The organism is Sulfurimonas sp. NWX79 (genome assembly GCF_039667035.1).
GTDB lineage: Bacteria > Campylobacterota > Campylobacteria > Campylobacterales > Sulfurimonadaceae > Sulfurimonas > Sulfurimonas indica.
Genome location: NZ_JALCZL010000009.1, coordinates 19,789 through 35,050, shown reverse-complemented (window position 1 = coordinate 35,050; position 15,262 = coordinate 19,789). Strand labels below are relative to the sequence as shown.

The 15,262-nt window shown below is 36.8% G+C and carries 8 protein-coding genes and 1 tRNA gene; 2 read left to right on the top strand and 7 right to left on the bottom strand.

Going from position 1 to position 15,262, the window contains the following annotated elements; all coding sequences use genetic code 11:
- Positions 1–2: 2 nt before the first annotated feature.
- Both MNY27_RS05460 and secA read right to left on the bottom strand, forming a co-directional pair.
- The gene (locus MNY27_RS05460; protein WP_152184704.1) at positions 3–1,205 is read right to left on the bottom strand and encodes an ABC transporter permease; all 1,203 of its coding nucleotides are present in this window, start codon (positions 1,203–1,205) and stop codon (positions 3–5) included.
- A complete protein-coding gene (gene secA, locus MNY27_RS05455; RefSeq protein WP_346391959.1) occupies positions 1,202–3,790 on the bottom strand; it encodes a preprotein translocase subunit SecA in 2,589 nt (862 codons plus the stop codon). The genes MNY27_RS05460 and secA overlap by 4 nt, the downstream gene beginning before the upstream one ends.
- Positions 3,791–3,900: 110 nt before the next feature.
- Between secA and lolA the strand changes: the two genes are divergently transcribed.
- Entirely contained in the window at positions 3,901–4,416 is a 516-nt protein-coding gene (gene lolA, locus MNY27_RS05450) for a LolA-like outer membrane lipoprotein chaperone (protein WP_152184934.1), read from the top strand.
- 63 nt (positions 4,417–4,479) lie between these two features.
- Here the strand turns inward: lolA and acnB are convergent, their stop codons facing one another.
- The 4 genes from acnB to MNY27_RS05430 all read right to left on the bottom strand — a co-directional run bounded on the left by acnB (position 4,480) and on the right by MNY27_RS05430 (position 11,910).
- Complete coding sequence (gene acnB / locus MNY27_RS05445) at positions 4,480–7,026, bottom strand: bifunctional aconitate hydratase 2/2-methylisocitrate dehydratase (RefSeq protein ID WP_152184933.1); 2,547 nt, start codon at positions 7,024–7,026, stop codon at positions 4,480–4,482.
- A gap of 123 nt (positions 7,027–7,149) precedes the next feature.
- Positions 7,150–7,542 carry a DUF3820 family protein gene (locus MNY27_RS05440; protein ID WP_152184932.1) on the bottom strand — a complete coding sequence of 131 codons (393 nt, stop codon included), beginning with the start codon at positions 7,540–7,542 and terminating at the stop codon, positions 7,150–7,152.
- Positions 7,542–9,758 (bottom strand): DNA translocase FtsK 4TM domain-containing protein, encoded by a 2,217-nt coding sequence (locus MNY27_RS05435; RefSeq protein ID WP_152184931.1) that lies wholly within the window; start codon positions 9,756–9,758, stop codon positions 7,542–7,544. Before MNY27_RS05435 ends, MNY27_RS05440 begins: the two co-directional genes overlap by 1 nt.
- A 103-nt stretch (positions 9,759–9,861) precedes the next feature.
- Complete coding sequence (locus MNY27_RS05430) at positions 9,862–11,910, bottom strand: flagellar biosynthesis protein FlgL (protein ID WP_346391958.1); 2,049 nt, start codon at positions 11,908–11,910, stop codon at positions 9,862–9,864.
- A 145-nt stretch (positions 11,911–12,055) separates the two neighbouring features.
- Here MNY27_RS05430 and MNY27_RS05425 point away from each other — a divergent pair.
- A tRNA-Leu gene (locus MNY27_RS05425) sits at positions 12,056–12,139 on the top strand.
- A 19-nt stretch (positions 12,140–12,158) separates the two neighbouring features.
- On the opposite strand, the gene MNY27_RS05420 is transcribed toward MNY27_RS05425, so the two are convergent.
- The gene (locus MNY27_RS05420) at positions 12,159–15,260 is read right to left on the bottom strand and encodes an efflux RND transporter permease subunit (protein WP_152184731.1); all 3,102 of its coding nucleotides are present in this window, start codon (positions 15,258–15,260) and stop codon (positions 12,159–12,161) included.
- Positions 15,261–15,262: the final 2 nt, after the last annotated feature.

Here is a 15,262-nt window from a genome sequence, read left to right as displayed (position 1 = left end):
TGTTACTCATTTCTAAGAACAGTTAGAATATCTACTTCGCTTGCTTTTTTAGCTGGATAATAGGCAGAGGCTACAACAATTAAAAATGCACCGCTGACTATCATAAAAAAGTCTTGAATACTTAAGTCAAGTGGCAGTGTTGATGTTGGGTAAACATCTTTTGGCAAGTGTATGATATCAAAAGTCCCAAGAACCCAGATACCACCAAGTCCAAATACAATTCCTGCTAAGATACCACTGATACCTATGACAATACCAAGATATAAAAATACTTTTTTGATCTCTTTTGTCGTTGCACCAAGAGAGAGAAGCAGCGCTATTTCCCCTCTTCTGTTCATTACAGTCATAAGTAGTGATGAGATGATGTTAATAGCGGCAATAAGAATAATAAGCATCAGAACAATAAAAAGTGATGCTTTTTCCATCTCTAATGCTGCAAAAAAGTTTACATTATCTTCCCACCAACCACGAACAACAGTAGTCATTGGTAACTCTTTTTGAATGCGTCTGATATCTTTACGAGGATCACTTGAATAGATATGTATTCCATCATATTGATTGCTTGGCATATGTAAAATTCGCTGTAGTGACTCCATCGTTGTATAACTATAGGCTTTATCATAAGCGGAAAGTCCTGAATCAAAAACAGAACGCACTTTAAATCGTTTTATTTTTGGTGTAACCGAAAGACCACCCGGTTCCACACTTGTAAAAATATACATCAGTTTTTCATTAAGAGCCAAATCAAACTCATCTTTAAGACTTTTCCCTACTAAAACATCAAACTTCTTAAACTTTACATCTTTAATGGCCTTAGCCAAAATCTCGTTGACACCGGCTTCATCTTTAAAGTTAACACCAAAAAGATAACCACCTTCAAGATTTGAACCACTCTTTACCATGACGGATGATTGAACATAAGGACTGAATTTAAGATTTGGGAATTTTGATTCTAACTCTATGAGCAGATCCTCGTTAACAGAGCCATAAAATTTTGGAATAATAGTAAGAGGATAGTTCATAACGGTCAGCTTCTTCTTAAACTCATTATCAAAACCGTTCATAAGTGCCATGGCAATAAGAAGAACCGTTACGCCAATAGAAATACCAAGAAATGCTAAAAGTGCTGAGATAAAGATAAAAGGTTGATCTTTATCAAAGCGAAGGAATCTTTTTACAAGATAAGGGACTATATTCTTTTTCAAGAGGCAAAAACACCTTTTTTAGGACCGCTTTTTCCACAGCACTGTTTATATTTTTTACCACTGCCACATGGGCAAGGATCATTTCTTGCCGGCTTTTTCCTTGTTGTTCCTGCAATTCTATCTTCAGAATCTTCATCACTCATATTGAGACGCATTAAAGCCTCTTGAGCACGTTTTTCATCTTCAAGCTGTTTTGCAATTCTAGCAGCTTCTTCTTCTGCTGTCTCCATCTTAAACTGGATAATTTGCAGTGTTCTGATCGTATTGAACTTGATATCATTGATTAGCTCGCTAAAGAGGTTAAAACTCTCTTTTTTATACTCAACAAGTGGGTCTTTTTGATTATATGCACGTAGACGGATACCTGTTTTCATATTGTCCATAGCATAAAGGTGCTCACGCCATGCATCATCAAGCTCTTTAAGGTAGAACTCTTTTTCTATGTCTTGGCGGATTTTCTCATCAAGTACACTCATTTTTTCATCATAAGCTGTTTTTAACAGTTCTACAACTTTCGTATAAAGCTCTTCATACTCTAAGCCTTCTAGATCTGTCGTATCAAGATCGAAATTAAGCTCTTCTTTTAGAAGTTCTGCTAATTTTTTAAGATTATAGTCTTCTGGATCTGCACCTTCAAAAATATCAGAGAGTGCCAAGAGATGCGCAACATACTCTTCTCTAATCTCATCAATTTTAGCATCAATATCATAATCATCGCTAAGCAGTTGATTTCTGAATTTGTAGACGATCTTTCTCTGCTCATTGGCAACATCATCATACTCTACAATCTGTTTACGCCCTTCATAGTGCATGTTCTCAACTTTCTTCTGAGCTTTCTCTACTGCACGAGTAACCATTTTAGACTCGATATATTCGCCATCTTCAACGCCTAAACGTTCCATAATATTTTTAATCTTGTCTGAACCAAAAATACGAAGCAGATTATCTTCAAGTGAGAGATAAAACTGTGTCGTACCCGGATCACCCTGACGACCGGAACGTCCACGAAGCTGATTATCGATACGACGGTTCTCATGACGCTCTGTACCGATAATATAAAGTCCACCCAAAGCTTTTACTTCATCATCAACTTTAATGTCAACACCACGTCCTGCCATATTCGTAGCAATTGTTACAGCGCCTTTAGCACCGGCATGCTTAATGATTTCACCCTCTTGAGCATGATTTTTGGCATTAAGAACTGTATGGGCAATCTTTTCACGCTTGAGTATTTCATGTAGTACTTCTGATTTTTCAATAGAAGCTGTACCAATGAGGACTGGTTGTCCTTTTTTGCTCAGCTCTTTTATAGTATCGATAACTGCATCAAACTTCTCAGCTTCTGTTTTATAGATAAGATCATTAAGATCTTTTCTTGCAATAGGGATATTTGTAGGTATTGAGACAACATCAAGACCGTAAATCTGTGCAAATTCTGTTGCTTCAGTCTCTGCAGTACCTGTCATACCTGCTAGTTTATCATACATTCTAAAGTAGTTCTGGAAAGTAATATCTGCAAGTGTCTGTGTTTCTTCTTTAATTTCTACACCCTCTTTAGCCTCTAATGCCTGGTGCAGTCCTTCTGAAAAACGACGTCCTTCACTGAGACGACCTGTAAACTCATCAACGATAACAACTTCACCGTCATTAACAACATAATCAACATCTTTTTCAAAAAGATAGTTTGCTTTGAGTGCCTGGTCAAGTGCGTGAGGGAGTGAAGAGTTTTCCGCACTGTAGAGGTTTTCTACACCAAAAAGTTTTTCAGCTTTAGTGATTCCCTCTTCTGTAATAAGAATTACTTTGTCTTTTTCATCAACTGTAAAATCTTTCTCTTTTTCAAGCTGCAGGGCAATTGCATTGGCACGCAGATAATCCTGCATATTACGATTTGTAGGACCAGAGATGATAAGTGGTGTTCTTGCCTCATCGATTAAAATAGAGTCAACTTCATCAACAATAACAAAGTTGTGCCCACGTTGGACCATATTCTCTTTTGAGTAGCTCATATTATCACGCAGATAATCAAAACCAAACTCATTATTTGTTCCATAAGTGATATCTGCTGCATAAGCTGCTTTTTTCTCTTCTGGGTCATGCATATCTTCTAAAATTGTTCCAACTGTATAACCTAAGAACTCATATAATGGTCCCATCTCTTTTGCATCACGAGAAGCGAGGTAATCATTTACTGTTACTAAATGAACACCCTTACCTGTCATAGCATTGAGTGTAATTGCCAGTGTTGCTACAAGTGTCTTACCCTCACCTGTTTTCATCTCTGCGATACGTCCATCATGAAGAACCATACCACCGATAAGCTGTACATCAAAGTGACGCATGCCGAGTATACGCTTTGAAGCTTCACGTGTTATTGCAAAAGAGTCAAAAAGTACATCATCAAGAGTTTTTTCACCACTGTTAACACTATCTTTGAGCTCTAAAAATGAAGCTTTAAGTTCATCATCACTGAAAGACTCATATTTACTCTCAAGAGCATTGATTTTTTCTACTTTTTTTAAATATTTTTTTAATTCACGGTCATTTGCTGTACCAAATACCTTACCCATTAATGCTTGTAGCATTTGCAACCTTATTGTTAAAATCGCGCCCATTTTATCACATTAATTCTAATAAAAAGTATAAATCATCTGTTTGTTATAAATTTGCTATAATTTCTCTCATAAGGATAAATATGAAAGAAAAATTATTACTTCTGTTTTTAGCAACAGCCTCTTTTGCAAATATAGAAAATATAAACTCATTTGAAGCTGATTTCATACAGAATATTGTTGATGACAAGAACAAAACCATTCTCTATTATGGCCATATAAAAGCGATAAAACCGCAGTATGCACTTTGGAATTACACAAAACCGATTCAAAAAAGTGTCTATATCCTAGAAGGTCAGGCAATTATAGTTGAACCGGAGCTCGAACAGGCAATCATTAAAAGGATAGGAAATAATTTTGATTTTTTCAAATTAATAAAAAATGCGAAAAAACTCTCAGATGATAAATATCTTGCACGATACAACAACACAACTTTTATTATTCGGACAAAAAACGGCATCATTGCATCCATTGCTTACAAAGATGAATTTGAAAACAGTGTAACAATAACTTTTACAAATCAAGTGGAAAACAGAGAGATAGATAAAAAAGAGTTTATGCCAAATATTCCTGAAGATTATGACATTATAAGAGATTAAAAAAGAGTAGAAATTTAGTTCAGCTTGGCCAAAACGGGTTTAGCCCGTTTTGACCCTGCGCATTTAGTTTAACTTATAATCTTCGATAAGGTTGAAGTTAAGATATTTATAGATATTTTCTTCTTTTCCTTGAATTTTCTTCGTAAGATTTAAATACTCTTCTTTTGTTGGAATACGTCCAAGAAGTGAACATACTGCTGCAAGCTCTGCAGAACCAAGATAAACCTGAGCACCTTTACCAAGACGGTTATCAAAGTTACGTGTTGAAGTTGAGAATACAATCGCATTATCAGCAACACGTGCCTGGTTACCCATACATAAAGAACATCCAGGAATCTCAGTACGAGCACCTGCTGCACCAAATAATGCATAGTAACCCTCTTCAGTAAGCTGCTTTTCATCCATTTTTGTTGGAGGACAAACCCATAAACGAGTTGGAACTGCACCTTCACCTTTAAGAACTTCACCAAGTGCGCGGTAGTGACCAATATTTGTCATACAAGAACCAACAAATACTTCATCAATTTTTGTAGGTCTGTCAGATGCAAGTACCTCTGAAAGTGTTGCAACATCATCCGGATCATTTGGACATGCTAAAATTGGCTCAGTGATTTCATTAAGATCAATCTCAATTACTGCTGCGTACTCTGCATCAGTATCTGGTTCCATTAACTCTGGATTTTTAATCCACTCTTCCATTTTTGTAATACGGCGAGCAAGAGTTCTGTGATCTTCATAACCAGCTTCAATCATAGACTCTAAAAGAACGATATTTGATTTTAGGTACTCAATTACAGGCTCTTTATTAAGTTTTACAGTACACGCTGCAGCTGAACGCTCAGCAGATGCATCAGAAAGCTCAAATGCTTGTTCCGCTTTAAGATCTGGTAAACCTTCAATCTCTAAGATACGACCAGCGAAGATATTTTTCTTACCTTTTTTCTCAACTGTAAGAAGTCCCTCTTTAATCGCTTGGTATGGAATAGCATTTACAAGATCACGAAGTGTGATACCCGGTTGCATTTCACCTTTGAATCTTACAAGAACAGACTCTGGCATAGTAAGTGGCATAGAACCAGTTACTGCAGCAAATGCAACGATTCCAGAACCACCAGGGAAAGAGATACCAATAGGGAAACGTGTATGGCTATCTGCACCTGTACCAACAGTATCTGGAAGAACCATTCTGTTTAACCAAGAGTGAATAACACCGTCCCCTGGACGAAGTGCAACACCAGAACGGTTAGCTATAAAGTCAGGAAGTGTATGGTGCATCTTCACATCACTTGGTTTTGGATATGCAGCAGTGTGACAGAAAGATTGAAGTACAAGGTCAGCATTGAATCCAAGTGCAGCAAGCTCTTTAATCTCATCACGAGTCATTGGACCAGTTGTATCTTGAGAACCAACAGTTGACATTTCTGGTTCACAGTACATACCTGGACGAACACCCTCTAAACCACAAGCCTTACCAACCATTTTTTGAGCTAAAGTATACCCTTTACCTGTATCTGCTGGTTGATCAGCTGTTAAGAAGATATCAGTTGAACCCATACCTAAAACTCCGCGTGCTTTAGAAGTAAGACCACGACCAATGATTAATGGAATACGTCCACCTGCACGAACTTCATCTGTGATAGTGTTAGGACGAAGGCTGAATGTTGCAATACACTCACCGTTTTTATGCGCTTCACCTTTGTATGGATAGATGTCGATTACATCACCCATCTCCATTTTTGTAACATCAAGTTCCAATGGAAGTGCACCTGAATCCTCTGCAGTTGCGAAGAAGATAGGAGCAATGATTCCACCAAGAACAACACCACCAGTACGTTTGTTTGGAACACCAGGAATATCTTCACCCATATGCCATTGTACAGAGTTGATACCAGATTTTCTTGATGAACCAGTACCTACTACATCACCAACATATGCAACAGGATGACCTTTTTCTTTAAGCTTTTTGATAGTACCGATTGGGTCATCCATCTTAGCAGTAAGCATAGAGTTTGCATGAAGTGGAATATCTGAACGAGTAAATGCTTCTGATGCCGGTGAAAGGTCATCAGTATTTGTTTCACCTGGAACCTTAAATACAGTAACAGTGATTTTTTCAGCTAACTCTGGTTTATTTAGGAACCACTCAGCATTTGCCCATGAAGTAAGTACAGCTGTAGCTGCTTTGTTACCAGCTTTGTGTAACTCTTCAACATCATTGAATGCATCATATACTAGCAATGTATCTGAAAGTGCTTTGATTGCAGCTTCTACAACTTTTTCATTTTTAGAACTTAATGCGTTAACAAGTGGCTTAACATTGTAACCACCAAGCATCATTCCAAGCATTCTTACAGCTTCTTCTGGAGAGATAGCAGCTACGTGATGCTCTTCAGAAGCAACTTCGTTTAAAAATGCAGCTTTAACATAAGCAGCGTCATCAACACCCGGAGATACGCGGTTTTCTAGAAGATCTAACATCTCTTCTACAAATTCACCTGTTTTAATAAATTCAATAACTTCTACAGTTTGCTCTGCAGTAAGTGGTAATGGAGGAACACCTAGTGCTTCTCTTTCAGCTACGTGAGCTGCGTATTCTTCTCTAAATCCCATAATTATTCCTGTTTGGTTAAATTTGGGATATTATATCTAAAGAAATGCTATCATTTTTCACTGTGTTACATTAAGAAACAGTAATATTTTATTTTATTTCAAAGATGTGCAAAATAGTAACAATTATAAGTTTCGATTTTTGATTTCTTCTTCTATAAAAGCTTTTTCTCTACCCATATAGTTGTTTTTAAGCCATAATAGATAGGAATCAGGCAGTTCATCATAATAGACCCCTTTATACTGTCCGAACCCTACTCTTGGCTTTATTTCAAGCTCTAGAGACTTGTTTTCAAGACTAACATCTAATCCACTCTGCTCTACTAACTTTTGAAACTCTTCATACTCCAAACGTTTTTGCAGAACAAAGCTATAAGAAGTAAAGTCAAAATATCCTTTACGCTTTGTTACAAAAGCTTCAATAGCTTGAATATCTGGAATACTGAGTTTTTCTAGATTTGGGATATGTACACGAAAAGAATTTTGAAATTTTGTAAAAACAAAGTGAGGCTTTGGCATTAGAGTATCTCTCTAATACCTTTTGCATTTGGAGCTGAGAGGACTCCTTCATGTTCAAGTTGTTCAATAACACGCGCAGAGCGATTGTAGCCGATTTGCAGTTTTCTCTGTAGGTAAGAGATAGATGTTTTTCTATCAGTAAGAACTACGTTTTTAGCCTCTTCATAGAGTGAATCTAATTCTTCATAGGTCTCATTTGAATTAGAACCAGCACTATTTTCACTCTCTTCAACTAAAAAACTTTTGTCATAGTTTGGTTCACGCTGTACCTTAATAAACTCTACAATCTTCTCTATCTCATCTTCTGTAGCCCAAGGAGCATGTAAGCGTACAAGAGCAGGAGCTCCCGGAGGTGTAAAGAGCATATCTCCACGACCAAGAAGTGATTCAGCACCCATTTGGTCTAAGATGATCTTAGAATCAACCTTTTGCCCTACTCTATATGAGATTCGAGATGGTAAGTTTGCTTTAATAAGTCCTGTAACAACATCAACAGAAGGTCTTTGTGTTGCTACAATCAAGTGAATACCGCAGGCACGTGATTTTTGTGCAAGTCTGGCAATGGAAATCTCAACATCTTTTCCACTTGTCATCATGAGGTCTGCTAGTTCATCAATAACCACAACAATGTAAGGAAAATGTTCCCCACCCTCACGTTTGACCTTCTCATTGTAGTTTTCGATATTTTTTGTTCTGCTCTCTGCCATCAACTCATAACGACGTTCCATCTCTGCGACCATGTTATTAAGCGCAACAATAGCCTGCTTTGGTTTTGTAATAACAGGAGTAAGCAGATGCGGAATATCATTATATATAGAGAACTCCAGCATCTTAGGATCAATCATCAACAGGCGTAACTGGTCGGGTGAGTTTTTATAAAGAAGTGAAAGTATCATAGCATTGATACCAACACTCTTTCCACTTCCTGTTGTTCCTGCAATAAGCAGGTGCGGAAGCTTTTTAAGATCGGTCACAAAAGGTTTGCCGACGATATCTTTTCCAAGTGCGATAGTAAGTGGAGAAGCGGCATTTTTAAAAAGTTTATCATCTAAGAGCTCACGCAGATAGATTGTCTCAACACTCTCGTTTGGTATCTCAATTCCTACTACATCTTTTCCGGGAATCGGTGCCTGAATACGGATAGTCTCAGCTGAAAGTGCCATAGCAAGGTCATCTTGAAGGTTTAGAATCTTACTCACCTTAACATTTGCAGCAGGTTTAAATTCAAAAGTAGAAACAACTGGTCCCGCATAGGTACGCACAACATCACCGTCAATTTTAAAGTGAGCAAGTTTTTCTATAAGATACTTTATCTTGTCATCAAGCTCATTTTCATCTATGCTGCGTGAGGTCTTTGGCGGTTTTTGTAAAAAGTCTAAGGGTGGAAGCTTGAAGTTTTTCGGTTTTGCAACTTTACCCTGTTCTAAAGTATCTAACAGTTTTTTATTCTCTTCTAACTCTTCTACAATTACAGTGTTTTTGTGCGCTTTTAGCTCTTTTGCCACATCTAAAATATTTTTTGGTTTTTCTTCTTTGGACTCTTCTTTGCTCTCTTGTATTGCAGGAGCAACTTTTTTAATTGTAAACTCTTCTTGTTTCTCTTCTTTTCGTAAATATGCAGGCTTGTCTATCTCACTGACTATGTCTTCATCATCCGCCTCATCACTACTTTCCTGCTTCGCTTCTTCTAAATCAAGAGAAAGTATTTGATTCTCTGCTTTTTCTACTGTACTTTGTGGAGCAGTTTTTCCCTTTTTTTGAATTTTTTTAATACCTTTAAATAGATGATGAATGATTTCAGCACTGCTTTTATCCAATAAGATAACAGCAGCCACAAGAGTGATAATAGTCCAAAACACCCATAAGCCAAAAAGTCCGATGTATGGTGAGAGAAAATCCACAAAATCAGCACCAAACTTCCCTCTATACTCATTTTCTATAAGCAAACCTTGGGCAAGTAAAAAAGAGAAAAAAAGTAAAAACGATGCAATGAGAACCTCTGCTTCTCGAAACTCAAATTTTGTATATTTGTAGAGATGGTACAAAGGAAATAAAAGTACAAAAAGATAAACAAATGAAATATATCCGAAATATTCTCTATTATAAAGGGCAAAACTAGCCCCATAACTTCCTATAAGTCCCGTTTCGCCAAAAATAGTAGAAAATCCCAAATATATAATTACGCCAATAACAATAATAAAAATTGTCTCTTTCAAATAAAAAGCCTTTAATGATTTCAATCTCAATATAGTTGTGAAAGTGTAGCCAAAAACGTTCCAAAAGAACATTTATATGGCAAAATGAAAGATATATTATATATTATAAGTAGTTAACCAAACTCAACTGAGATACCTTACCTACAGTAGAAAGCATCGCTTCATAATTCACTGTAAGTTGTTGTAAAGTTAAAGAGGCTTCAGCCAAATCTGTATCTAAAACAGATGATCGAAGACTCATTGTACTGATTTTTAGTATCTCTGTTCTCTCAAGCGACATATTCAGTGTATTGGACTGCGCACCAATTTTAGAGTGCATTCTAAAAACATGGTCTTGCAGGTCATCCATCTTTTGTATAGCATTTTCAATCCCAACATTACGTATATTTCCACTACTTGAGTCAGGATAGAGTTTATGATCTTCTACAGCTGTGATCATCTCATCTATTGTTTTAAAAAAATCAGTTTTAGGGTCACTGATTGTTAAGGCATTATTTGTATTGAATGTCATAATCGAAGATGCTGCACCTGCTGCAAAATCATCACTGTTTGGATCATACAAAGAGATGCTTGCAAGAGTACCATTTGCATCTGTACCCTGCAAATCATGAAAACTTAGTTTTCCATCATAGCTAAGATATGTATCACCTTTGAGTTGAGCACTTTTAATAGCATTATCATAATCCGTTGCCGTATTAGCTGCAGGGTATGTATCTGTTACGACCATATTAACAACGTCTAAAAGCTGTTGATATGTCATATCATCTGCATTTACAGCTGTTCTTGCTGGATCCATATTAAAGATATCATAGGTATTTCCACTAATATTATCTGTAAATGTTGAACCACCGTTTGCTGTATTGAAAAAATTTATCGTCACATCATACGCAGTACCATTGACATCTATTCCCACAAGACTGAGTGATGAACCGTCCAGTGTACCTGGATTGCCTTGCGTGAGGTCTGCCACTTCTGAAATCTTTGTTGATGGAGAAGCAAAAGCATTGTTACTTTTTACAACTTGTGCTGTACTTGAAGCGAGATAAAACCCATCTTTTGAAAACTCTGTTCTATCATATAACAAGCCCTGTATATTAGTTGCAGCACCATTTGCAGGAGTTAAACCTGATTGCATAAACTCTTTTACATACAAATCACCTGTAGGAGGATAAACTGTCTCTCCAGCATCTAAATTATCAATATCATTGACATTTGCTGTACCAGCACCACTGTAATCAACGGCACCGACAAGATGAAAGTCAAGTTTTGAAGAGCCTTTTATCTTGTCTTTTACAACAATTTGTCCATTGCTGTTCATGCTTACATCAACAACATCAACAGTACCAGTATTCCCATATGCTGTTCCTATTCTGTTTAGCAATGTATCTATTGTTGCTGTATCATTTAAAACAATCTTTTCTTTGATAGCAGTCCCATCACTTTTAGTACCACGTAGATAAAAATAGTCCGTATTTACAGTTGCCGGGTTATTGTCTTTGTCTCCCATTAGCTCACGCAGGGTACTTGAAGAAGAGAGTGGCTCACCTGAAACAAGTAGATTTCCATGGACTACATTCGAAGTTACTTCTCGGTTTCTTAAAACTTCCTCACCAAGAAACAGATCAGAACCACTAAGATTGTATTGTTGTAAATTGTTCGAGCCGACAAAAGAATTCATAGCATCATCATTTCCTTGATACGTTCCATCATCAGCAATAGGTTTTGTATCTACTGCTGAACCAGAAAAAAGAAATTGACCATTAATAGAAGTATTTGCCAAACCTTTTAAGTTTTTCTCAATTCCTCGTAGTTCATCAGCAATGGAATCCAAAGATGTATCATCATTTGTATCATTGGCTGCTTGTACCAAAAGTGTTCTCATTCTATTGAGTGAAGTATTAAACTCATTCATGATTTCATCTGTTTGATTTGCTACTTTATAACCACTCTCTGTACTTTGTTTTATTTGGTCTAAAACTGTCACTTCATTATCAAGTCGCATCGTTTCCGTAAAAGTTCTTACACCATCTTTTGCATATTGGATTTTAAGACCTGAGGCAATTTGCTTGTTAACATCAAAAAGTTCTTTGTTGAGTTTTGAGTTATTTGATCCATAAATGCTGTCATAGTACATACTCATAGTAACACGCATATCAAGGCCTCCATTTTTAAAATATAAACAGTATATTCTTCTATTGACTAAATTATAGCAATTAAAGTTCCATTTAGAGCCAAATCGGCAAAAAGTTATTTACTTTTAAGTAAGATATGACTATTATTTCAACTCCAACAACTATGCCAGCGTGGTGGAATGGTAGACACGACGGATTCAAAATCCGTTGGCTTCGGCTGTGGGGGTTCAAGTCCCCCCGCTGGTACCACTTAACTCAAAAAATCCTTTTACATATCTTTTGCATCATTTTCTTTAACACTCCAGATAAATATCAATGGAATAAAAAGCAGTGTTAAAAATGTTCCAACAATCAGACCACCGATTGCAACAGTCCCAAGCGGTGCAAGACGCTCGAGTCCAATAGCTGAGCCCATTGCAACAGGGAGCATACCTGCAGATGTTGCAAACGCAGTCATAAGAACAGGTCTTGTTCTGATTTTAATACTCTCAAGCATTGCTTCTGCTTTTGTTTTACCCTCTTGCATCTTCTCTAATGCAAAATGAATAAGCAAGATAGCATTGTTTACAATAATTCCAGAAAGTAATATAAACCCCATCATAGCAGGCATTGAAGTGTGATAATGCATACCAAGCATCATCCAAGAAGCTCCGATTATCGTTAATGGAATGGATACAATAATCATTAATGATATTTTGATTGAGTTAAAAAGTGCAATAAGCGTAAAAAAGATGAGTACAACGGCAAAACCAATAGCACCAACCATACGCCCAGCAGAACTTTTAAACTGTTTGATATCTCCTGTTTGCTCCATTGTAACACCTTCAGGAAGTTGTGTCCCTTTAAATGCTGCATCAAAATTACTCATTATATGTGATATTGCTGCCTTTTCTCTAAAACCATAAACATTGAGTGTGTATTGTAATCCTTCCCGCGTAATGAGTGACGGTTCTGAAATTTGTTTTACATTTGCTACTGCGATCAAAGGTATTTTACCTTTTGGAGTAGTAAGCAAAAAGGAGTTAATATCTTCTAGTGAGTCTCTTTTTGACTCCTCACTCCATACCCGGATTCCAAAATCTACACTGTTTTGCAGATAAAAAGATGCTGCTTTTGCTCCTCTTGTAAATATTTGAAGCTGTTTTGATATCTCAGCATTTGTAAGCCCGTAAAGAGCTGCTTTTTTATCATCTACCTCTATCTCAAAAACCTTTTTATTATTGGCCCATGTTTTTGAAATAGACACTATGCCACCCGTCTTTTTCATAGCTTTTTCTACCATATCTCCAGCAATTTGCAGTTTTTGCAGATCTGCACTGTAGAGTGTCACATCAAGATTTGCACGAATACTTGCAAGTGCTGTTGCACCATAATCAACAACATCAACACTATAGACATTTTTTATCTTATTAAGCTCATTGCGCAGTTTTCTCTCTATCTCCCAGATACTCTCTTTTCTATGATATCTGTCAACATAGGTTGCAGTGATGGCAATATGGTCAATCCCACTTCCACTACCGATGCTAAGTACCCCTGCTTCACTACCGATAGCACTCGAGAGATACAGAAGTTCACCCTGTTTTTTTATAATCTCATTTGCCTGTTTTACAATTTTCTGACTTGCTTCAATCGGTAGATTTGGATCGACCGTAATAGATATCTTAGTCGCACCCGTATCCATTGGAGGCATCAGCTCCTGTCCAACGGTCGGCATAACACCCTTTACACTTGTTATAAATAAGAGAAGTAAAGCAATGATATATCCTGTTGCCACACCTTTGTTATTTATTGCAGCTTTTACAGCCCCAGAGAAGAAAGACGAAATGCCTCTTGAAAAACTTCCTGTAATCTTTTCAAAAAAGGCTTCACTTTTCATAATAAGAGGATGCTTGAGAGTTAAAATCTTCAATGAAAGAAGTGGTACTGCTGTAATGGAGATAGCATAAGAAGCTGCAAGTGCCAAAAGCAGCGTTCCAACAAGCGGTTGAAAAACCGTTTGTGGATAGCCACCAACAAAAAGCATTGGTGAGAGCGCTATCATCGTAGTAATGGTTCCAGAGAGGTCCGCAAACATTATCTCTTTTGTCCCACTGTATACTGCTTCATGTATCTCATCATGGAGCTCTCGGTAATGCCTCTCAATATTCTCCATAACAACAACTGCATCATCAAGTAACAGTCCAAGGGCTAAGATAATAGCTGTCAATGTTACAACATTAAACTCGATTCCAACTATCCACATCAAGGCAATCGTTGTTGCATACACAAGAGGAATCGTTACAAGAACAACAAGAACCTGTCTAAAGCTGGCAAGAAAGAAAAAGACAACTATCGTTGACATCACAATAGCATCACGAAGTGATTCAAACATATTCGTTGTACTTTGCACAATAGTATCTTTTTGTGTATCGGTAACTTCAAAAGAGATATTTTTATACTTGTTTTTCAGTTCTTCTATCTCTTTTTCTACCAATTCAATACTTTTAATTACATCTGCATTTTCTGCACGCTGCACAGCAATAGCAATAGCTTGCTTACCATTACCAAAATACTCAGCAGAGTTTTCATAGTGCCCAAAATAGATTTTTGCAATATCACCAAGTGTAATATCTTTATTGATTCCTATACCCTTAAGAGTATTGATTTTATCCCTTTTACCTTTTGATTTTAAAAGATATCTACTCTTTTGACTTGTAATAAAACCTATCGCAAAATCATCATCATTTGCACGAAGTGCTGCGATAACACGCGTAATATCAAGATTGTATCTGTCGAGTTTGTCTTTATCAACGATAACCTGAATCTCTTTTTCATAACCACCAAAAACATCTACATCTGCGATTCCCTTTAGCTTGATTATATGGTGTTTTATATCGGTTTTTGCAAGCTGTCTGATGTCCTCTAATGGAATTGAGCCATCTTTGGAACGTACTGCATAGGTAATTATTGGAGCAGTCGCTGCTGTTATCTGAATAATTTTAGGAGCTAAAATAGAATCTGGCAGCTCTGACTTTATCTTATCAAGTGCATTACTGACATCACTCGTCGCGGCATCAATTCCTTTTGCATATTCAAACTCGGCACTGATAACACTCACTTCATCAATCGTAGTTGAGTATACACGACGAACCTTATCAAGCGTATAGAGTTCTTCTTCAACAGGAATACTGACATTTGTAGCAATACTTTTTGCAGATGCACCCGGTTCTACAATAACAACAGCAACTGTCGGGTAGTTTGAATCAGGAAAAAGTTTTCTGTCTATCTTTTGATATCCGACAACACCCAAAAAGAGAAAAAGTGTTAAAAAAGAGAATATAAAATAAGGTCGATGTAAGAGTACATCGACAATGGAAGATCTTTTTTTCATTT